Source organism: Bradyrhizobium amphicarpaeae (assembly GCF_002266435.3).
GTDB classification, from domain to species: domain Bacteria; phylum Pseudomonadota; class Alphaproteobacteria; order Rhizobiales; family Xanthobacteraceae; genus Bradyrhizobium; species Bradyrhizobium amphicarpaeae.
Genome location: NZ_CP029426.2, coordinates 1,234,770 through 1,254,061 on the forward strand (window position 1 = coordinate 1,234,770; position 19,292 = coordinate 1,254,061).

Annotated in this window: 25 protein-coding genes; 10 read left to right on the forward strand and 15 right to left on the reverse strand. The window is 65.3% G+C overall.

Going from position 1 to position 19,292, the window contains the following annotated elements; genetic code table 11:
• Positions 1–155 precede the first annotated feature (155 nt).
• The 5 genes from CIT40_RS05975 to CIT40_RS05995 all read right to left on the reverse strand — a co-directional run bounded on the left by CIT40_RS05975 (position 156) and on the right by CIT40_RS05995 (position 4,569).
• On the reverse strand, positions 156–770 hold the full coding sequence (locus CIT40_RS05975; RefSeq protein ID WP_094895021.1) for a hypothetical protein: 615 nt from the start codon (positions 768–770) through the stop codon (positions 156–158).
• Positions 771–1,073: 303 nt separating this feature from the next.
• Positions 1,074–1,841, reverse strand: a complete 768-nt coding sequence (pgeF, locus tag CIT40_RS05980; RefSeq protein WP_094895022.1) for a peptidoglycan editing factor PgeF — start codon at positions 1,839–1,841, stop codon at positions 1,074–1,076.
• The gene (locus CIT40_RS05985) at positions 1,841–2,956 is read right to left on the reverse strand and encodes a class I SAM-dependent methyltransferase (protein ID WP_094895023.1); all 1,116 of its coding nucleotides are present in this window, start codon (positions 2,954–2,956) and stop codon (positions 1,841–1,843) included. The genes pgeF and CIT40_RS05985 overlap by 1 nt, the downstream gene beginning before the upstream one ends.
• A 21-nt stretch (positions 2,957–2,977) precedes the next feature.
• Positions 2,978–3,823: a prolipoprotein diacylglyceryl transferase gene (gene lgt / locus CIT40_RS05990; protein ID WP_094895024.1), complete on the reverse strand. Its 846-nt coding sequence runs from the start codon at positions 3,821–3,823 to the stop codon at positions 2,978–2,980.
• A gap of 8 nt (positions 3,824–3,831) precedes the next feature.
• Positions 3,832–4,569 carry a dienelactone hydrolase family protein gene (locus tag CIT40_RS05995; RefSeq protein WP_094895025.1) on the reverse strand — a complete coding sequence of 246 codons (738 nt, stop codon included), beginning with the start codon at positions 4,567–4,569 and terminating at the stop codon, positions 3,832–3,834.
• 162 nt (positions 4,570–4,731) lie between these two features.
• On the opposite strand from CIT40_RS05995, the gene CIT40_RS06000 reads away from it, so the two are divergent.
• The 4 genes from CIT40_RS06000 to ychF all read left to right on the forward strand — a co-directional run bounded on the left by CIT40_RS06000 (position 4,732) and on the right by ychF (position 7,703).
• Positions 4,732–4,980, forward strand: coding sequence for an accessory factor UbiK family protein (locus tag CIT40_RS06000; protein WP_094895026.1), 249 nt, complete (start codon positions 4,732–4,734; stop codon positions 4,978–4,980).
• Positions 4,981–5,225: 245 nt separating this feature from the next.
• A complete protein-coding gene (locus CIT40_RS06005; protein WP_094895027.1) occupies positions 5,226–5,936 on the forward strand; it encodes a 50S ribosomal protein L25/general stress protein Ctc in 711 nt (236 codons plus the stop codon).
• A gap of 58 nt (positions 5,937–5,994) precedes the next feature.
• The gene (gene pth, locus CIT40_RS06010) at positions 5,995–6,600 is read left to right on the forward strand and encodes an aminoacyl-tRNA hydrolase (protein WP_094895028.1); all 606 of its coding nucleotides are present in this window, start codon (positions 5,995–5,997) and stop codon (positions 6,598–6,600) included.
• 5 nt (positions 6,601–6,605) lie between these two features.
• On the forward strand, positions 6,606–7,703 hold the full coding sequence (gene ychF, locus CIT40_RS06015) for a redox-regulated ATPase YchF (RefSeq protein ID WP_094895029.1): 1,098 nt from the start codon (positions 6,606–6,608) through the stop codon (positions 7,701–7,703).
• A gap of 142 nt (positions 7,704–7,845) precedes the next feature.
• Here the strand turns inward: ychF and CIT40_RS06020 are convergent, their stop codons facing one another.
• A complete protein-coding gene (locus CIT40_RS06020; protein WP_094895030.1) occupies positions 7,846–8,142 on the reverse strand; it encodes a DUF4282 domain-containing protein in 297 nt (98 codons plus the stop codon).
• 167 nt (positions 8,143–8,309) lie between these two features.
• Between CIT40_RS06020 and CIT40_RS06025 the strand changes: the two genes are divergently transcribed.
• From CIT40_RS06025 to CIT40_RS06035, 3 genes are all read left to right on the forward strand, one after another.
• Positions 8,310–8,762, forward strand: a complete 453-nt coding sequence (locus tag CIT40_RS06025) for a MaoC family dehydratase (RefSeq protein WP_094895031.1) — start codon at positions 8,310–8,312, stop codon at positions 8,760–8,762.
• Positions 8,762–9,247: a MaoC family dehydratase gene (locus CIT40_RS06030; RefSeq protein ID WP_094895032.1), complete on the forward strand. Its 486-nt coding sequence runs from the start codon at positions 8,762–8,764 to the stop codon at positions 9,245–9,247. The genes CIT40_RS06025 and CIT40_RS06030 overlap by 1 nt, the downstream gene beginning before the upstream one ends.
• Before the next feature lie 198 nt (positions 9,248–9,445).
• Positions 9,446–9,592, forward strand: a complete 147-nt coding sequence (locus CIT40_RS06035; RefSeq protein ID WP_162859507.1) for a hypothetical protein — start codon at positions 9,446–9,448, stop codon at positions 9,590–9,592.
• A 40-nt stretch (positions 9,593–9,632) separates the two neighbouring features.
• Here the strand turns inward: CIT40_RS06035 and CIT40_RS06040 are convergent, their stop codons facing one another.
• From CIT40_RS06040 to CIT40_RS06060, 5 genes are all read right to left on the reverse strand, one after another.
• Positions 9,633–9,770, reverse strand: coding sequence for a hypothetical protein (locus tag CIT40_RS06040; protein WP_167443326.1), 138 nt, complete (start codon positions 9,768–9,770; stop codon positions 9,633–9,635).
• A gap of 318 nt (positions 9,771–10,088) precedes the next feature.
• Positions 10,089–10,511 carry a hypothetical protein gene (locus CIT40_RS06045; RefSeq protein WP_028140177.1) on the reverse strand — a complete coding sequence of 141 codons (423 nt, stop codon included), beginning with the start codon at positions 10,509–10,511 and terminating at the stop codon, positions 10,089–10,091.
• Between the two features lie 241 nt (positions 10,512–10,752).
• Positions 10,753–11,670, reverse strand: a complete 918-nt coding sequence (locus CIT40_RS06050) for a hypothetical protein (protein WP_094895033.1) — start codon at positions 11,668–11,670, stop codon at positions 10,753–10,755.
• A gap of 272 nt (positions 11,671–11,942) precedes the next feature.
• Positions 11,943–12,383 (reverse strand): nuclear transport factor 2 family protein, encoded by a 441-nt coding sequence (locus CIT40_RS06055; RefSeq protein ID WP_094895034.1) that lies wholly within the window; start codon positions 12,381–12,383, stop codon positions 11,943–11,945.
• Between the two features lie 230 nt (positions 12,384–12,613).
• Positions 12,614–13,060 carry a nuclear transport factor 2 family protein gene (locus CIT40_RS06060; RefSeq protein ID WP_094895035.1) on the reverse strand — a complete coding sequence of 149 codons (447 nt, stop codon included), beginning with the start codon at positions 13,058–13,060 and terminating at the stop codon, positions 12,614–12,616.
• Positions 13,061–13,253: 193 nt separating this feature from the next.
• On the opposite strand from CIT40_RS06060, the gene CIT40_RS06065 reads away from it, so the two are divergent.
• The 3 genes from CIT40_RS06065 (at position 13,254) to CIT40_RS06075 (ending at position 14,415) form a co-directional block, all read left to right on the forward strand.
• The gene (locus CIT40_RS06065; protein WP_094895036.1) at positions 13,254–13,490 is read left to right on the forward strand and encodes a hypothetical protein; all 237 of its coding nucleotides are present in this window, start codon (positions 13,254–13,256) and stop codon (positions 13,488–13,490) included.
• 170 nt (positions 13,491–13,660) lie between these two features.
• The gene (locus tag CIT40_RS06070; protein WP_094895037.1) at positions 13,661–14,047 is read left to right on the forward strand and encodes a hypothetical protein; all 387 of its coding nucleotides are present in this window, start codon (positions 13,661–13,663) and stop codon (positions 14,045–14,047) included.
• A gap of 5 nt (positions 14,048–14,052) precedes the next feature.
• On the forward strand, positions 14,053–14,415 hold the full coding sequence (locus tag CIT40_RS06075; protein WP_094895038.1) for a hypothetical protein: 363 nt from the start codon (positions 14,053–14,055) through the stop codon (positions 14,413–14,415).
• Between the two features lie 101 nt (positions 14,416–14,516).
• On the opposite strand, the gene uvrB is transcribed toward CIT40_RS06075, so the two are convergent.
• The 4 genes from uvrB to CIT40_RS06095 form a co-directional block, all read right to left on the reverse strand.
• Positions 14,517–17,492, reverse strand: a complete 2,976-nt coding sequence (gene uvrB, locus CIT40_RS06080; protein WP_094895039.1) for an excinuclease ABC subunit UvrB — start codon at positions 17,490–17,492, stop codon at positions 14,517–14,519.
• A gap of 93 nt (positions 17,493–17,585) precedes the next feature.
• A complete protein-coding gene (locus CIT40_RS06085) occupies positions 17,586–17,816 on the reverse strand; it encodes a hypothetical protein (RefSeq protein ID WP_094895040.1) in 231 nt (76 codons plus the stop codon).
• 57 nt (positions 17,817–17,873) lie between these two features.
• Positions 17,874–18,098, reverse strand: a complete 225-nt coding sequence (locus tag CIT40_RS06090) for a hypothetical protein (RefSeq protein ID WP_094895041.1) — start codon at positions 18,096–18,098, stop codon at positions 17,874–17,876.
• A 103-nt stretch (positions 18,099–18,201) separates the two neighbouring features.
• Positions 18,202–19,119 carry a LysR substrate-binding domain-containing protein gene (locus CIT40_RS06095; protein ID WP_094895042.1) on the reverse strand — a complete coding sequence of 306 codons (918 nt, stop codon included), beginning with the start codon at positions 19,117–19,119 and terminating at the stop codon, positions 18,202–18,204.
• Positions 19,120–19,292: the final 173 nt, after the last annotated feature.

Consider the following 19,292-nt stretch of genomic DNA (forward strand, 5'->3'; position numbering starts at 1 on the left):
AACATCTCAGATCCCACTGGAAGCACGGTTATGACGGGCGAGGAAATATCAGGCCGGGGGCTGCGATGGCAACCCGGGAGGCTACGTTTTCCCTTCGAAAATCCTGAGTCGGGCCAACGGCTTGGCCGCAACTTGAGGCCGTGGTTTAGCGGGGGTTATCGCTCGGCATAGCCGAGTGCCGAGGCCGGCATCTCGGGTGTGGGTCCGATCGGAGCGACGCTCGCGACCGCCGGTCCTCGAAGGCCCGGAGCCGTGCCCGGTGCATCCGGCGTTCCGCTGATCATGTTGGAAAGTCCGCTGAATCCGGCCTGGGCGATCTTCCGCAGCACGAGGTCGTCGGCGGCGTTCCAGGGATCGCGGCCACCCTTGGCGGCGGTCGGCTCCTCGCCGGAGAGGCGCAGGGCCCGCTGCTGGTTGGCGTCGTAGACGTCCCAGACCCAGGCGATCACCGTCTTGCCGCGCACCACCTGGGCGGAGAGATAGCTGCGCACCCGGTAGGCGGCCGAGCCCTCGCGGGAGACGACGGACAGGCTGCGCAGCTTGGATTCGCTGTCGAGCACGCCAACCATGCGGTCGAACACCTGCGGCGGCGGCCCGTCGATCGATTCGAAGGCGACTGTCGCACCGCTGCCCGTGCTCGGCGCCATCGCATAGGAATTGGCGGCCCCGCCGCCGCCGGCGCAACCGCCAAGCGCGGTCGCTGCCGTCAGCAGCACGATCGCCAGCACGCGCGAACCCGCACGGCCCAGGATGAATGACGCGTCCCTCATTATGGAGGGCAGCGATATCGTTAAAATCGATTAAGGTCTAGGGCAGGGACGACACAGGCCACCGTCATCGCATCGGGAATCGCCCCGGAATGACACGGGGTTGCCGCTGTGTTCACGCTTCGAGCGTATAGCCCTTAAAGCGACGGATGGGACACCGGTGCGTGTCCCGGACGCGCTGCGGCGCGCAGTGCCGCTGCGCTGAGCCGGGACCCAGCCTGTCGCCGAGATCAAGATCGCAGAGAGATGGGCCCCGGCTCAGCAGCGCATCACTTTCGTGCTGCGCCGCGTCCGGGGCACGAGACCTCACCCTTCCAGCGCGATCGCGTGAACGTGACGGCCGTAATCCGGCTCCTTGCGATGCACCGAACGGCGATAGCTGAAGAAGCGCTCGTCGGCGTAGGTGTCGAGGCCGAGATCGTCGATCATCAGGATGCCGGCGGCCTCGAGCCGGTTGCGAATGAAGCCGGCGAGGTCGAACATCGCGTGGCCCTCGCGCACCGACGGGATGAAAAAGATTGCGTTGTCGGCATCGGCCTCGATGAACCGCGCGACGAACTCGTTGCCGACCTCGTAGCTGTCCTGGCGGATCAAGGGCCCGATTGCGGCGATGATGCCGCTGCGGGTGGCGCCCAGCTTCTCCATCGCCGAGATCGTCGATTCCAGCACGCCAGTCAGCGCGCCCTTCCAGCCGGCATGTGCGCCGCCGATCACGCGCGCATTGGGGTCGACGAACAGCACCGGCCCGCAATCGGCGGTGGAGACGCCGAGCGCGATGCCGGGCGTGTTGGTCACCAGCGCGTCGCCCTTCGGCCGCGGCCCGCTCGGCCACGGCGTTTCTGCGACAAGCACGTCAGGCGAATGGATCTGGTGCAGGCTGAGGAAGCGGTCCGGCGCGACGCCGACATGTTCCGCCATGCGGCGGCGGTTTTCCGCGACAAGGGCCTGATCGTCGTTCGAGCCGAGGCCGCCGTTCAGCGCGGAATAGATGCCGCCGGAGACGCCGCCTTCCCGCGTGAAGAAGGCATGGCGCAGGCCGGGCACGGCTGCCAGCAGCGACGAGGTGAGGGTCATCAATTGTCTCCGGCCTGTTCGAGATCGCTGAGGCCGGCAATGGCCGTCAGCCGCGGCTCGGAGATGCCGAGCACCTTGAACATCGAGCCCATGCCGCTGCGCCCGGTGTCCGTCAGCCGCTTCAGCGCGATCGAAATGTCGGTGGCGACCTCGGGCGTCGCCTTCTGCATCAAGGCTGCGGCGCGGGTGTCGATGCCGATGCGCTTGAGGAAGTCGCCTTGCGTTACCGGCCCGTGCACGCGCGCGCCGACATCCTCCGCCGCGCGCGCCAATGCCTGGAAGTCGACATGGGCGGTGACGTCGGCCTGGCCCGGCGCCTTCAAGGGATCGGTGAAGGTGTGACGCGCAATCGCCTGGAAAGTGTCGCCGGCGTCGCTGCGCAAATGGCCATAGTCGATGATCAGCGCCGCGCCGTCCTGGTCGCGCACGCGCGTGGCGAGCTTCATGATCTCGCCGTCGGGCCGCCATTCGAACACGGCGCCGACGGGCGCGGCGCGCACCAAGGGCGGCAGCAGCACGTCGAAGCGCGGGGTCGGCTCGGATGCCGCGCCGAATTGAAGTTTTCCGTTGCCGTCGATCTCGATCACGCGCTCATGCCAGCCGTTCTCGTGGCGGATCATCTGGTGGATCGGCAGTACGTCGAAATATTCGTTGGCGAGGATGATGCTCGGTCCTTCCGGCACATCGTCGATGCTGTCGTGCCAGGCGATGTTGCGCACGCCCGAAAGCGTCGCACCCTGCCGCTCGCGCAGCACGGGATTGACCTCGACCATGTGGATGTGAAGCGCCTGGTACAGCGGCGGCAGCACGCGGAGCGCGCGCAGCGCGTCCGCCATCATGGTGCCGCGGCCGGGGCCGAGCTCGATCAGCCGCAGGAATTGCGGCGAGCCCATCTGCTTCCACACCGAGGCGGTCCATAGTCCCAATAGCTCGCCGAACATCTGGCTGACCTCGGGCGCGGTGGTGAAGTCGCCCTCACGTCCCAACGGATCGCGCGAGACGTAATAGCCATGGCGCGGATGCATCAGGCACAGTTCCATGTAGCGCCAGACCGGCATGGGGCCTGAGGCTTTGATCAGCGCCTTGATCTCATCGAGTAGCGGCTGGTCGGTCACGGCGTACTTTCTCGAAATGAATTAACGAATGGCCTCGATGGGCTTCGGCGCCCCGCGCCTGACTGCCAATACAATAAGTATGCCGCCCACGATAAGCATCGGGATCGACAGCAGCATGCCCATGGTTAATCCGCCCCAGAGGAAACCAAGCTGCACGTCCGGTTCGCGGAAATGCTCGCCGGCAATCCGGGACAGGCCGTAGATCAGGATGAAAGCGCCAAGGATCATGCCGGGCCGCTTCAGCGCGCCGAGCCGGATCATGATCGCGAGCACCGTGAACAGCAGGATGCCTTCCATGCCTGCCTCGTAGAGCTGGCTCGGATGACGCGGTAGCTGCGTGGGATCATGCGGGAAGATCATCGCCCAGGGCAGGCTTGCATCGGTGGCGCGGCCCCACAATTCGCCGTTGATGAAGTTGGCGATGCGCCCGAGCAGCAGCCCGACCGGGGCGACCGCGGTGGTGATGTCACCGAGCGACAGGATCGGGATCTTGTTGCGATAAGCAAACCACATCACCGCGACGACGCAGCCGAGGAAGCCGCCATGGAAGGACATGCCGCCCTCCCACAATCGGAAGATCGCGGCAGGATGATCGATGAAAAACGGCAGGTTGTAGAACAGCACGTAGCCGGTGCGGCCGCCGAGAATGATGCCGAGCGTGACCCAGAGGATGAAGTCGTCGATCTGCAGCAGCGACATCGGCGCGGGGCCGCCCCACAGGCGCTCCTTCTTCAGCAGCGAGCGCGCATAGAGCCAGCCGAACACGATGCCGCAGATATAGGCCAGCGCATACCAGCGGATCGCGAACGGGCCGATCTCGAGCGCGATCGGCTTGAAGGCGGGAAAGTCGATGAGAAGAAGCTGCATCGCGCCTTCTATGTCTGGACGAGATTGCGGCGATAGAGCGCCAACAGACGCTCCCAATGCCGCTCGGCGGCGTCGCGGTCATAGACCGGGCGCTTGGGGAAGGCGAAGCCGTGATGGGTGCCGGGATAGATCTCGACCTCGGCTTTCGCGCCGTTCATGCCCACCTTGACCTTCTCGACGATCTCCGGCGGCGCGTAGACGTCGGTCTCGGCGCAGGCGAAATAGAGTTCGGCCCTGGTCTTGGCCGCGGCCAAATGCGGGCTGTCGTCCTGATCCGTTGCCAGTTGCACGCCGTAGACCGAGGCGGCCGCCTTGACGCGATCGGGGAAGTGCGTGGCGGCGTTGATGGCGTAGCGGCCGCTCATGCAATAGCCGACGGTTCCGACCAGCTTGGTGTTCGCGGCCGCCTGGCCTTCGGCATGGGTGAGCAGCGCCCTGGTGTCGTCCATGATCATGGGGATCGTGAGCGAGCCCATCAGCGCAAACATGCGCTTGCGTTCCGGCGCGTTCGGATCGGCGGGCAGCGCGCCGAGCTCCATCACGCCGGAGCGGTAATAGAGGTTCGGCAGCATCACGTAATAGCCTGAGGTCGCAAGCCGGCGCGCCATGTCGCGCAGCTCTTCGCGGATCGCGGGCGCGTCCATGTAGAACAGGATGACCGGAAACGGCCCGCCGCGTTCGGGATGGGAGATGAAGGTTGCGGTGTGGCCGTCCCTGGTGGGGATTGCGATCTGCTGGTCGATCATCTCATTCGCCTTGTGATTCTTCTTATGCAGGGACGTTGAATACGATTGCAAGGAAACCGGTTCATGACAAGGATACCGCCGATCGGGCCTTGAACCGTTCCGCTCGGATTGCCATTGTCTTTTCGAGAGTTCGCGCAAAGTTGAGGCCGCCAGGAGACCGAAATGACCCAGACCAACAACCGGTTTTTCGACGAGATCGGCCGCCTTATGAACGACGCCGCCGGTGCCGCCCAGGGCGTCAAGCGCGAGTTCGACACGGTGATGCGCACCCAGGCCGAAAAATTCCTGCGCGACATGGATCTGGTCAAGCGCGAGGAGTTCGAGGCGGTCAAGGACATGGCCCGCCTGGCGCGCGAGGAGAACGAGGCGCTGAAGGCGCGCATCGCGGCGCTGGAGGCCAAGCTCGGGTAGGTTCAATTGAGGTCGTCATGGCCGGGCTTGACCCGGCCATCCATCCGTCTCGAAAGGTCATTTTGACGATGGATGCCCGGGTCAAGCCCGGGCATGACGAGCCGCCCATTCTCCTTGTCATTTCCGCATCTTCCGGGTAAAAGCCCGCCAGTTCGTGGCCCCCGCACCCCTGGAGGCTTGCTGCGAACGATGCCATGGGCCGCGCTGCGGCCCATTAACTTTTGCAAAAACAAGGACTTAACGACATGGCGACGACCGTCAAGGAATTGAAGGCGACCGCACGTCCGAAGAGCGGCAAGGGGGCCGCCCGGGCTGAGCGTCGCGCCGGGAAAGTGCCCGGAGTGATCTACGGTAACAAGCAACCCCCGCTCCCGATCTCGGTTGACGATCGTGAATTGCGCCAGCGCATCCTCGCCGGCCGGTTCCTGACCACGCTGGTCGACATCGACCTCGACGGCAAGAAGCACCGCGTGATTCCGCGCGACTATCACCTCGATCCGGTCAAGGACTTCCCGATCCATGTCGACTTCATGCGGCTCGGCGAAGGCGCCACCATCCGCATCAGCGTTCCCTTGCATGTCGTGAAGGCGGAAGGCTCGCCCGGCGTGAAGCGCGGCGGCGCCGTCAACATCGTGGCTCATGCGATCGAGATCGAATGCGGCGCCGAGAGCATCCCGCAGTACATCGAGGCCGATGTCGGCTCGCTCGAAATCGGTCACTCCTTGCATCTGTCGGACGTCAAGCTGCCGGCCGGCGTGAAGGCGCTGACCCGCGAGGACGCGACCCTCGTCACCATCGTGCCGCCGTCCGGCTACGCCGAAGAGCAGAAGGCCGCGGCTGCGGCTGCAGCTCCTGGCGCTGCTGCGGCTGCTCCGGCGGCTGGTGCTGCTCCGGCTGCGGGTGCTGCTCCGGCGGCCGCTGCCAAGGCTCCCGCCGGCGGCGACAAGAAGAAGTAATCTCTCAAAGCTGGCGCGCGGTCTCTGACCGCGCGCCGAGCGAGGGGCGCGCCGCGTCATGCGACTCTTTGTTGGGCTCGGCAATCCCGGCGCGAAATACGCACGCAACCGGCACAATATCGGCTTCATGGCCGTCGACGAGATCGCGCGGCGTCATGGTTTCGCACCATGGCGCCGTCGTTTTCAGGGCGAGACCTCGGAAGGCACGCTCGGCACCGAGCGCGTGATCCTGCTCAAGCCCACGACCTACATGAACGATTCCGGCCGCAGCGTTCAGGAAGCGGCGAGCTTCTTCAAGATCGCCATGGGCGACGTCACCGTGTTTCATGACGAGCTCGAGCTGCCGCCGGGCAAGGTGCGGGTGAAGATCGGCGGCGGGATCGCCGGCCATAACGGCCTGCGCTCGATCTCGGCGCATATCGGCAACGAGTATCGCCGTATCAGGCTCGGCATCGGTCATCCCGGCGTCAAGGAACTGGTGCACGGCCACGTGCTGTCGGACTTCGCCAAGGCCGACAACGACTGGGTGGCGACGCTGTGCGAGGCGGTGGCCGAGCACGCAGGCCTGGTCGCCAAGGGCACGGACGCGACTTTCGCCAACAGGGTGCATCTCGCGATGCAGGCGAAGGGATTTTTGACCAAGGACGACAACGGCAAGGAATAACGCTCGTGGGATTCAAATGCGGGATCGTCGGATTGCCCAATGTCGGCAAGTCGACCTTGTTCAATGCGCTGACCGAGACGGCCGCGGCGCAGGCTGCGAACTATCCGTTCTGCACCATCGAGCCGAATGTCGGCGAGGTCGCCGTGCCGGATCCCAGGCTCGACAAGCTCGCGGCGATCGCCAAGTCCGGCCAGATCATCCCAACCCGGCTGACCTTCGTCGACATCGCCGGCCTCGTCCGCGGCGCCTCCAAGGGTGAGGGCCTCGGCAACCAGTTCCTCGCCAACATCCGCGAGGTCGATGCCATCGCGCATGTCGTGCGCTGCTTTGAAGATTCCGACATCACTCATGTCGAGGGCAAGATCGCCCCGCTCGCCGACATCGAGACCATCGAGACCGAGCTGATGCTCGCCGACCTCGACAGCCTCGAGAAGCGCGTCGACAACCTCACCAAGAAGGCCAAGGGCAACGACAAGGACGCCAAGGAGCAGCTCGACCTCGTCAACCGCACGCTGGTGCTGCTGCGCGAGGGCAAGCCCGCCCGCCTGGTCGAGCGCAAGGCGGAGGAGGAGCGCGCCTTCGGGATGCTCGGCCTGCTGTCGTCCAAGCCCGTACTCTATGTCTGCAACGTCGAGGAAGGCTCGGCCGCGACCGGCAATGCGTTCTCCAAGGCGGTGCAGGAGCAGGCCGCCAAGGAAGGCGCCGTCGCCGTCGTCATCTCGGCCAAGATCGAATCCGAGATCGCCACCATTTCACGCGATGAGCGCGCCGACTTCCTGGAGACGCTGGGTCTCGAAGAGGCCGGTCTCGATCGCCTGATCCGCGCCGGCTACACGCTGCTCGACCTCATCACCTACTTCACGGTGGGCCCGAAGGAAGCGCGCGCCTGGACCATCTACCGCGGCACCAAGGCGCCGGGCGCGGCCGGTGTGATCCACACCGATTTCGAGAAGGGCTTCATCCGCGCCGAGACGATCGCATATGAGGATTACGTGGCACTCGGCGGCGAAGCCGGCGCCCGCGATGCCGGCAAGCTTCGCCTCGAAGGCAAGGAATACGTCGTCGCCGACGGCGACGTGATGCACTTCCGGTTCAATACGTAAGGCTGGATCGCGTGCCCCGGACGCAGCGCAGCGCGCTTGCGGTGCGCTGCAGAGCCGGGGCCCAGAAGTCTTGATTGTTGATGCATGGGTCCCGGCTCTGCGTCGCGTCATTTCATGCCGCGCCGCGTCCGGGACACGAGACTCACCGCAGCCCGCCGCCCTGGTCGCGGATCGCGCCGAGATGCTCGTTGATGCGGAAGACGATCAGGATCAGCTCGGCAAGGATGCGCGAGAACACGATCCCGACGACGACGCTCGCGATCGACGACAGCAGCACCAGGAAACCGCCGAACGGGCTGATCGCCATCGCAGCGAGCCCTGAGAAGATGCCGGAGAGGCCGAACAGGCAGATCAGCGCGATCACCAGCCAATAGAAGGTCTTGATGATCGTCGGCGTGATGAAGCGGTCCCACTGAAACAGATCGCTGAATGAAAACATTGCTCTCCCCAGGGCATTGGGCCTTGGTAAATGGATCTCGGTCCTCGGTTGATCCGACTCAAGACCAACGCTGCCACCCCGTATGTAGCACGAGCCATGCGGACCGGCGGGTTGAGATTGCCGCAAAGTGCGGCCACAATCTGTCATTCCCTCAAAGCTTTCCCAAGATGACCCTGACCTTTGAAGATTTCCCGCCCGGCCGGTTCGGAACATTCGGCCCGCGCCACGTTACCCGCGACGAAATTCTGGCTTTCGCGGCCGAGTTCGATCCGCAGCCGATGCACCTCGACGAGGAGGCCGCAGCCAAGAGCATGCTGCGCGGCCTCTCCGGCTCGGGCTGGCACCTCTGTTCGCTGATGATGCGGATGATGGCCGACGGATTCATTACCCGTGCCGCCTCGCTCGGCTCGCCCGGCGTCGACGAGGTGCGCTGGCTGTCGCCGCTCAGACCCGGCGACGATCTCATGCTCGATGTCGACGTGTTGGAAGCGCGCCCCTCGAAGAGTCGGCCCGAGCTCGGCATCGTCAAGTTCAAATGCACCGTGCACAACGCCAAGGGGGAGGCGCTGGGCGAGATGACCTCGCCGATCCTGATCAAGCGGCGCGAAGGGGCGGTCTGATGCGGTTCTTCCACGATATCGAGATCGGCCAGCGCCGCGAGATCGGCAGCTATACGTTCACGGCCGAAGGCATCAAGAATTTCGCGGCGAAGTTCGATCCGCAGCGTTTTCATCTCGACGAGGAAGAGGGCAAGAACTCGTTGTTCGGCGGACTTGCCGCCTCGGGCTGGCATGTCGGCTCGGCCTGCATGAGCCTGCTTGTCGCCGACGGCCAGCGCCTGGCGCGCGAAGCCGCAGCGCGCGGCGAGGAGGTCGCGGTGTGGGGGCCGTCGCCGGGCTTTCGCGACCTGCGCTGGATCCGGCCGGTGCTCGCCGGCGACACCGTCGCCTACGTCAATGTCGTCATCGACAAGCGTATTTCCGCCTCGCGCGCCGGCTGGGGCATCCTGACCGCCCGCACCACCGGCACCAACCAGCGCGGCGAGGAGGTCTATTCCATCACCGCCAGCGCCTTCGTGCCGATGCGTGCGAAGAGCGGTGGTTAGACCTGTTCCAAAATGAACGCGGCAAATGATGCGCGAGTGTTGCCCGCGCGCTATGGACGCGATTCCGGGCGGCTGCCATAAGCCTGCGCAAGATGGTTACCGCGACGCAGTTTTGCGGAACTAGTCAGTTGCTAACTAATTATGAACCTGTCGCTGTCTATTTGAAACGAATTGGGCAGACGACAGGGGACGAGGACCATGGCTGATCGCGGCGCACTCAAGTTTGTTGGATTTCTCTTCGCGACCGCGACGCTGGCAGTGATGCTGGTCGCCGGCATGGTGGTGAAGGGCTATGCCGATGGCGCCTACACCCTGGAAGCCTCGGCCGTCGACGCGAGCCGGTAAGCGTTCGTTAACTTCGCGGGGCCGCAAGCGGCTTCCGCCCTCAGCGGCTATAGACGAGCCCCAGCACCGCGATCGCGACCGCCAGCAATCCCACGAAGCGCAGCATGATCGTGCCGAATTGATTCGGCGCGGGCCGCATCGGAATCGGGTCGGTGTTGTCGGGCCGAATGCTTTCCATCTGAAATGTCCCCAAGCGCGGCCGCAAAGGCTGCGGGCGCTCGGCATTGGTCGGTGGAGAGCGGCAGACGGTTCAAAGGGCACTTCGTGTCCCGGACGCGCTGCAGCGTGCAACGCTGCTGCGCAGAGCCGGGACCCATCTCGAAGCCATTTCGACTGAGGCATGGGCCCCGGCTCTGCGGCGCGTCACCATAGCGCGTCGAAGACGCGCGTCACCGCGCTTGTGGTGCCGCACCGCGTCCGGGGCACGAGACCGCCGGAATCAAAACCGCCGCGCTCCTTTCGGAACGCGGCGGCTGATGATGGGCGGTGCTTGCGATCAGCTGTTGCGCAGGCCGTCGGCGGCGCGCTTCCACTGCGCGACGTTGTCGGCGATCATGCGGGTCGACTTCATCGCGGCCTGGCTGAGCTGGGCGTAGCCGGAGATCTCGCGCTGGACGCGCTGGCCTTCGGCATGGAGCAGGTCGCGCAGGCTCTCGAGCTCGGAGATCAGATTCTCGATCTCGGCGAGCGACGTGCCGGCGACGCGCTGGATCAGCGAATTGACGTTGGTGACGGTGGCCTCTGCGCTCGGGTCGAGCGGCGGCGCGTCGGTGGTCGTCGCCGCCGGGCGGCGCAGATAGGCGATATCGTTGCGGACGAAGTCGCGGATGCCGGCTTCGACTTCCGTGACTGCGGCGAGGTTGGTGTCGACCGTCTCGGTCTCGGCGGCTTCGGTCTTTTCCGGACGCATGGCGTTCATCGTTATTCCCCTGTTCGCGTTGAGCGCAGCGCGAGTGTCCCCCGCACGACGAATTCGGTCAGCCCGACTAGGACGTCGGATTTTGACCGCAACTTGGCCGAGATACGGCAAGGGCGGACGATTCGGGGGCTTTGCCGTGGCGTATGGTTAGGAGAGTGTGAATGCTGGCCCCGCGGCGAAGTGAATGCGGCTCGGCCGGTGCTTCATTCCCTCTCCCCGCAAGCGGGGCGAGGGCAGTGAACTACCAGCTCTTCTTGAAACCCGCCGTGACGCTCTTGTTGATGGCGCCTTGCGAGGTCTCGCCGACCGAGCCGGAGACGGTGACGTTGTCGAACAGCTTCTGCTCGGCGCCGACCTTGCGCAGCCATTTGTCGTCGGTGGTCGACAGCGTCTGGCCGGCGGTGACGCTGGTGCCGGTGTCGGTGAGGGTGACCTTGGCGGACTGGTCGGTTTCGTAATTGCGGGTGACGTGGCCGCCGATGCCGGGGACCGCACTCGTGCCCTGCTGGTTGACGCTGTAGCCGTTCTGCAGCGTCAGCGAGGTGTCGCCGGACAGCGGCACCGATTTGATCAGCGACGCCCCGAGCCTGCTCTGTTCCGAACCGGGATCGACGCGGGCTTCCACCGCGGTCTTGTCCCAGATCACGCCCGCGCCGGGCGCGGTTGCCGTCGCCCAGGCGCTGCCCGAGGATTGCGGCAGGTTGCCGCCATTGCTGGCCTTTTGCGCCAGCAGCTCGGACATCGTCCTGGGCTCGCTCGCCACCGTCATGTCGGCGCCGATCCGCGTATCCCAGAACGAAAACACGGATTGCTTCACCGTCACCGCCGAGGAGCCGTTGGCATTGGCGTTCGACGACCAGTCCAGCCCGTCCTTGGCGGCGGCCTGGGCGCGCTTCTTGGCGGCCATGGGGTCGATGCCGGTGCCGGCGTCGACCGCGAGCTGGCTCCAGTCGAGCTTGTCGACGTCGACGCCCTTCATCACGTCGGGGTCGTTGACGTCGGGGACCTCTGCCGCTTCGGTCTCCTCGTCGTCGGCGACGGCCGCGGGCGGGGAGAAGGGCGGAATGATCTGCGCCTGTAACGTCAGCACCGAGCCCAAGATGAACGCGGCCGCCAGCACCGGCAGCCTGGTCCAGCCAAAACCTGTCGAGAATTCCATCGTCCTGCCCGTGAACCCCAGCGCATGTGGTCCGCCAATATAAGGCGGTCCCTGGTGATGACCATGCGCCATTCGGTCTGCTTGCATCAATGCGGATTTATCGTTGCGAAATTGTGGCAACTCGCGTGGGGGACGCGAACCAACGGGCCGCGCGAAAGGCGCGCGCCCGACGACGAGCTCTCGATGCGACGGCATCCGGCGGGGCTGGAGGCCAGGACGTCGCGTCAGGCATCGTCATCGGTCCCGAACGGCGGGGCCCGTTGGTGTCCCCCTCAGCCGACGCTGGTCATCTTCGGCAGATGAATGGCGCGGCCGAGTGCCTGCTCGACCAGGTCGAAGGTGTCGATCAGGACGCGCATGCTGGTGAGCTTGCCCGCCCTGAACTGGGCGAACTGCGCGACCCGCAAGCTGATCGGCTTGTTGGAATCAAGTGCCGTCAGCGAATAACGCAGCATCGAGGCGGCGGAATCGACGCCCAGCATGATGCTCTCGCGGTCGAAGCGGCGGACCTGGAAATTGTCGGCGAGCTGGCGGACGACGTCGAGCACGGCGTCCTTGCCCTGGCGCGCGCCGAGGAACGGAAACATGTCGATCGGGCCGTAGAGCGCCCATTCGACGTCCTCGTCGATCAGGGCCTCGATGTCCTCGAAATGCCGGTCGTTGATCGCGCGGTGCAACGCGCGCGAGAAACGCCAGAGGCTGTGCTCTGTCATTTTGGGCAGTCCTGACGCTGGCTTTGCGATAGAAAACGGAAAACGACCCCAGGCGCAGTCAGGCGGTGGGGCTCAACTCATTCGTATACAAACAAAATAGGTGATTTCGGCCAAAACGCAATTCACGTTTTTGCAATGCACAATTGATGGCGATGTGTGAGATTTGCAATAGAACCCCGTAATTTCCCGGTGCGACGGGGCCGTCTGCCGGGTTCCAGGGCAGGAACGGTTCAGTCCTCCCGCTGCCCCTCGATCAGCGGCCCGATCTCGCGCTCGAGCACCTGTTGCACCAGATCGTAGGAATCAATGATCTCGCGGATCTCCGCCACCAGCCCGCCGCGGAAGCTGTAGAACACCGCCATGTCGAATTGCACGATGCGGTCGTTGTTTCGCTTCCTGAAATAGGTGTGCATGTAGGTCGCGACCTCGTCGCTCTCGGCAACGATGTGCCGCGCCTTGTAGCGGACCTCCGAATAGCGCGACCAGATCGTCTGCCAGAGTTCGCGCAGCTCTTGCTTGCCGTGGCGGGGCACCATATGCGGCAGCACGTCGATCGGCGCGTGGGTCAGGAAGTCGACGTCCTCGGTACAGCACGCCAGCGCGGCCTCGAGATCGCCGCGCGCGAAGGCGTCGAGCAGATGCAGCACGCGTTGCCTGTTCAGCTTTTCAACCGTCATGCTGCTCCCGCCCTGGTTGGCCGTGGATTGCCAACGCTACCGCGGGTAACGCGGGTACATCAATCGGCAAAAACACAGGGGGGCTGCTTCTCTCCGTGCGTCTCTGGACCATGGTGTCTTGTTGCCTAATAGGGAACCCGGACCCATCCGCTTTCGTTGAGGGGGCCAACGCCGCATCCGGAGACATCGACCCATGAAAACGCCGCTTCTCGCCGTCACCGCCGCGCTGCTCATGCTCGGCGCGACTTCCGCCGCCAACGCCAAGGGCTGCATCAAGGGCGCTATCGTCGGCGGCGTCGCCGGCCATTATGCCGGCCATCACGGCGTCTTGGGCGCCGCCGCCGGCTGCCTCTACGGCCGCCACCACGCCAAGGAGCAGGAAAAGCAGCGGCAGCAGCAGAGCCAGGTGAACGGGCAGGGGAAGCTGTAATTCTCTGTCATTCCGGGGCGCGCCAATTGGCCCGAACTCAGATGCGCAATTGCGCATCTGAGACTCCATCTCGCCCCTCGTTCCGCAGCCCAAAAAGTGCGTGACCCAGCTCACATCACGCCCGACCCGGCGCGCCTATCGTCATCCCTATGTCATCAGGGAGACGTGCCATGGCCGCCATCGCAACCGTCAGAAAGTCCCGCCTGCACAACGCGATCGAGGGACTCGCGCTGACCGCGATCCTGCAGAGCTTCCCGACCTTCGCCGCCGCCGCCTTCCTGCTCAAGCTCGTCGGCAACCACGACCTCGTCGGCGACCCCGGCGTCGCCATCTTCGTCGCCATCGCCTCGCTCGCCCATGCGATGCTGGCGGTGACGTTCGGCCCGAGCTTCCCGGTCTTCTTCAAGACCGTCTACGAGCCGAAATTCTTCGAGGCCCATCTGTCGTTGTCCGACAAGATCACGGCCTGGCGCACCCAGCCGGTCGCCTCGCTGCAACTGGTGACGATCGTGCTGCTGCTGTCGGTGATGGCGGTGGTGACGGCGAGCGTGGGGTGAGTATCATGACTTCGATCACCGCACCGAAATCCGCCCCCCTCAACTGCCTCGAAGGCTTTGCGTTGACCGCGATCCTGCAGGGCTTCCCGATCTTCGCCGCAGCATCGCTGATGGTGAAGCTGCTGGCCGACCATCGCGGCGGCAATCCCGTGCTCACCATTGCAATGGCGACGATCCTCTACAGCTTGCTCGCGATCTGGGCGGGATCGACATTCCCGAGATTTGCGAAGGCCTATGAGCCATCGTTCTTCGACGCCAGCCTGTCCTTCTCCGAAAAGATCGCCCGCTGGCGCGCCAAGCCAGAGACGTCGGTACAACTCATCGCGTCGGTGCTGCTGTTGTCGCTGCTGGCGGCAAGCGCGGGGTGAGGCCCCATCGTCATTACGGGGCGCCGCGAAGCGGCGAGCTAAGATGCGCAATTGCCCATCCGAGAATCCATAGCCACGAATGGCGCGGATGATACCGCCCCCTACCTCTTCTTCCATCCCCCGCGCCGTCCCGGCATCCCACCCGTCGACTTCGGCGCCGGCCCGAACTCCGGTCCCGACTGCCGTGAGTCCGTCGGCTGGATGATCCGGCTGGTGCTGCCGAACGGCTTTGACGGCAGCGTCTGCTTCTCCCGAAAGGGCAGCGACTCCGGCCCATGCATCTCGTCGAGATGCGGCTTGTGCACCCTAGAGCCACTGCCGCCGCCGCTGGCTTTAAGCGCGGAGCTGACCGTTTTCTTCTTCATCGCGCTGACCGGCAGATTGGCGGCATCGCCGTACTTCTTGCTGCCGGCATAGGCGCCGGCCTTGCCCTGCACAACGCGCTGCTTCGCGGTGGGATCGTCGACCACGGCAAGCTCGGTGGCGCGCAGGCGCTTGACTTCGTCGCGGAGGCGCGCGGCTTCCTCGAAGTTCAGGTCGGCGGCGGCCTCGCGCATGCGGGTTTCGAGATCGCCGAGCACGGCTTCGAAATTGTGGCCGATCGAGATGACGTCGTCGGTCATGTCGTGGCCGCCGACCTCGACCAGCACGTGGTCGCGCTCGTAGACGGAGTTGAGGATGTCGCCGATCTGCTTCTTCACGCTCTCCGGCGTGATGCCGTTGGCGGTGTTGTACTCGACCTGCTTTTCGCGACGGCGGTTGGTCTCGGCGATGGCGCGCTCCATCGACCCCGTCATCTGGTCGGCATAGAGGATCACCTTGCCGTCGACGTTGCGCGCGGCGCGGCCGATGGTCTGGATCAGCGAGGTCTCGCTGCGCAGAAAACCTTCCTTGTCGGCATCGAGAATCGCGACCAGCGCGCATTCGGGAATGTCGAGGCCCTCGCGCAACAAATTGATGCCGACCAGCGCGTCGAAGGCGCCGAGGCGCAAATCGCGGATGATCTCGATGCGCTCGATGGTGTCGATGTCGCTGTGCATGTAGCGGACGCGGATGCCCTGCTCGTGCAGATATTCGGTGAGATCCTCCGCCATGCGCTTGGTCAGCACCGTGATCAGCGAGCGATAGCCGGCCTGTGCGGTGGCGCGGACCTCGCCGACGAGATCGTCGACCTGGGTGCGGGCCGGGCGGATGTCGACGGGCGGATCGATCAGCCCGGTGGGACGAATGACCTGCTCGACGAACACGCCGCCGCTCTCGTTCAGTTCCCAGGCGCTCGGCGTCGCCGACACCGCGACCGTCTGCGGCCGCATCATGTCCCATTCCTCGAAGCGGAGCGGGCGGTTGTCCATGCAGGAGGGCAGACGGAAGCCGTATTCGGCCAGCGTCGCCTTGCGGCGGAAGTCGCCGCGGAACATGCCGCCGATCTGCGGCACCGTGACGTGGCTCTCGTCGGCGAACACCAGCGCGTTGTCGGGGACGTATTCGAACAGCGTCGGCGGCGGCTCGCCGGGCAGGCGCCCGGTGAGATAGCGCGAATAGTTCTCGATGCCGGCGCAGCTCCCCGTCGCCTCCATCATCTCGAGGTCGAAGGTGGTGCGCTGCTCGAGACGCTGCGCCTCCAGCAGGCGCCCCTGGTCGTGGAGCTGGTCGAGCCGCTGCTTCAGCTCCGCCTTGATCGACTTGATCGCCTGCACCAAGGTCGGGCGCGGCGTCACATAGTGCGAGTTGGCGTACATCTTGATGAATTCGAGCTCGTCCTGCTTGTGGCCGGTGAGCGGATCGAACTCCTCGATGGTCTCGATGGTGTCGCCGAACAGGTTCACGCGCCAGGCCCGGTCTTCATAGTGCGCCGGGAAGATGTCGATGACGTCGCCCCTGACACGGAAGGTGCCGCGGGTGAAGTCGTGCTGGGTGCGTTTGTACTGGAGCGCGACGAGGTCGGCGATGAGCTGGCGCTGGTCGATCCGCTCGCCCTTCTTCAACGCAAAGGTCATCGCGGTGTAGGTCTCGACCGAGCCGATACCGTAGATGCAGGACACCGAGGCCACGATGATGACGTCGTCGCGTTCGAGCAGCGCGCGCGTCGCCGAGTGGCGCATGCGGTCGATCTGCTCGTTGATCGACGAGTCCTTTTCGATGTAGGTGTCGGTGCGCGGAACGTAGGCTTCCGGCTGGTAGTAGTCGTAATAGCTGACGAAATACTCGACCGCGTTGTCCGGGAAGAAGCTCTTGAACTCGCCGTAGAGCTGGGCGGCCAGCGTCTTGTTCGGCGCCAGGATGATGGCGGGGCGCTGCGTCGCCTCGATCACCTTGGCCATGGTGTAGGTCTTGCCGGAGCCGGTGACGCCGAGCAGCACCTGCGAACGGTCGTTGCGCTGGATGCCTTCGACCAGCTCCTTGATCGCGGTCGGCTGGTCGCCGCGCGGCTCGTAGGGGGACTTGATCTCGAAGCGCACGCCGCCTTCCGACTTTTCCGGCCGCGGCGGCCGGTGCGGGGTCCACACCTTGGTGGAGCCGTCATTCTTGCGGAACTCCGGCCGGCCCTCGCGGATCAGCGATTCCAGCGCGTCCGCAGTCGCCTTGACGCCGAGCGCCTCCATCTTGCTGCGCGGCGGCCGCGCCAGCGCTTCGGCATCGTCCTCCTCGGTGGGCAGGCCGAGCTGCCGCGCCAGTTCCGGATCGAGCGTGGGGATCGTGGCGGCGGTGCCGTAATTGGCCTGCGGCGCTTCGTCGAAGCCGCCGCCCTCGGCGGCCGCACGGGCGCCCGGTGGCTGGGGATTGGGCCGCAGCGGCATCGATCGCGCCGCATCCTGCGGAAACTGCTTCTGAAGGTCTTTGGGCGTCGAGGCCCGCGCGCGATGCGCGGCAGCCTCGCCGCCGGAGCGGCGGTCGCGCGAATTGTCCGGCGGCGGCTGCAGTCCGGTGCCCGATCCAAGCCCGGCGTCACCGCGATTGATCGCGGGATTCAGCAGCTCAGCCAGCGCCGGCCCGATCGGCTGCACATCGGGCCGATGTGCCTTCGAGTTCGGAGCCTTGGTTTTCGGGGATTTCGGGGGAGCAGGTTTCTTCGCCATGGGGCGAATATGGGATGAGTCCGCCTCCCGATAAAGGGCGAATGACCGCCGCCATGCAGCCTGCTGACAGCAGGTTGGCAGCAGGGCAGGGGCTCACGCCGCCGGCAGTGGACCCTCGTCGTCCCCGCTCGCCAGATACGGCTCGAGGATGTCGAGGTGGATGCCGCCGCACGCGTCGCAGCGCATGGCCCAGTACTCGCATCCGGAGCGGCCACCAATCACACGGAGCACCGTAAGATCACCGCTGCATTCGGGGCATTTCGACACCACATCGCGGCTGTAGATCCTCGGTCGCGACCGGTCTTCGATTTCGATGACTGTCATGACCCGGTTCCCCCCTGTACGCTGTGTTGTCTTTGGTTTGCTTGCCGTCCCGCCGGCTTATTCGTCGTCGCTGTCGGCCCGGCGGCGGAAGCGGTCGATGTGGTGCTTGGCGTCGGCGATCGCGGCGCTCTGATCGGGCCAGGCGAAACCGACTTCCATCGCGGGAAACAGCACGCCGTCGATGGCGAGGGGGCTGAGGTCGGCGCGGCGGATGCGGGCGTGCCAGAGGCCTTTGCCGGCCTCGAAGGATTCAATGTCAAAGCCGTCGTAAAGGGTCGTCATTCCAGTCGGTCCCACGTTTCTTTTCGGAGGGTCAGGGGACCACGTTTACGGACTTCGGAATGTGAAGCCGTTCACAAGCGGCGGGCTTTTTTGCCTCCCGCCGTCAGTTCCGCCCGGTGACACGGCCCGTCCGCTTGACGGGGCGCGCGGCGGGTTCCGAGGCCGCGCGCATGATCCAGCGGCGGAACGCGGCAAAATCGCGCTGCTCGGTCTGGAAGCTGCGATAGACCAGATACCAGCGCATGCCCTTGGGTACCGAGAGGTCGAACGGTGCGACCAGCCGGCCGGCGGCGAGGTCGTCGTCGATATAGGGGCGGATGCCCATGGCGATGCCGAGCCCGTCGGCGGCGGCCTGCAGCGCCTGGCCGTAGAACTGGAACTCGGGCCCGCGCGGGTTGATGCGGGTGAGGTTCGCGGCTTTCAGCCAGATCGGCCAGTCCTCCGGCGAATGTTCGACGCGGATCAGGCTCGGTCCCTTCAGGTCGGACGGGCGCTTCAGACCGGTCGCGAGGCGGGGCACGCAGACCGGGGTGAGATCGCCGGCGAACAGCGGCTCGGCGACGAGGCCGGGCCAGTCGCCGGTGCCGAGCTTGATGCCGCAGCTCCAGTCCTCGCCGAACGGCACCGACGCGCCGCCGGTGGTGAAGCGCACCTCGATGTCGGGCTCTTCGCTGCGAAACTCCGACAGGCGTGGAATCAGCCAGCGCATCGCAAAGGTGTGGCCGACGCCGATGGTGAGCACGCGCACGCTGGCCGGCGCCGTCACCTGCGCGGTCAGGCTGGCCAGCGCGTCGAAGATCGGTGTCAGCCCGCTCTGATAGGCGCGGCCGGCCTGGGTCAGGACCAGGCGGTTGGCCTTGCGCTCGAACAGCGCGACGCCGAGCCGCTCTTCCAGCAGATGCACCATGCGGCTGACCGCGGCCGCCGACACGCTCAGCTCGAGCCCGGCCGCAGCAAAGCTGCCGGTCCGCGCCGCCGCCTCGAATGCCTTGATGCCGTTGAGAAACAGCAGACGCCGCAAATGCAGGACCCTATACCGGACCCTCAGGAAAGCTGAGGCCAGGCCAAGATAACTCAGTTTGCGAAGCTGGGGCAAGCGGGGCAGAAATATAAGCGTCATTGGGGCTGATTGTTGAAGTGAAGACAGTGCCCTTCGCCTCTCCGCGTGCGGGGAGAGGCTGGGACCAAGCAAAG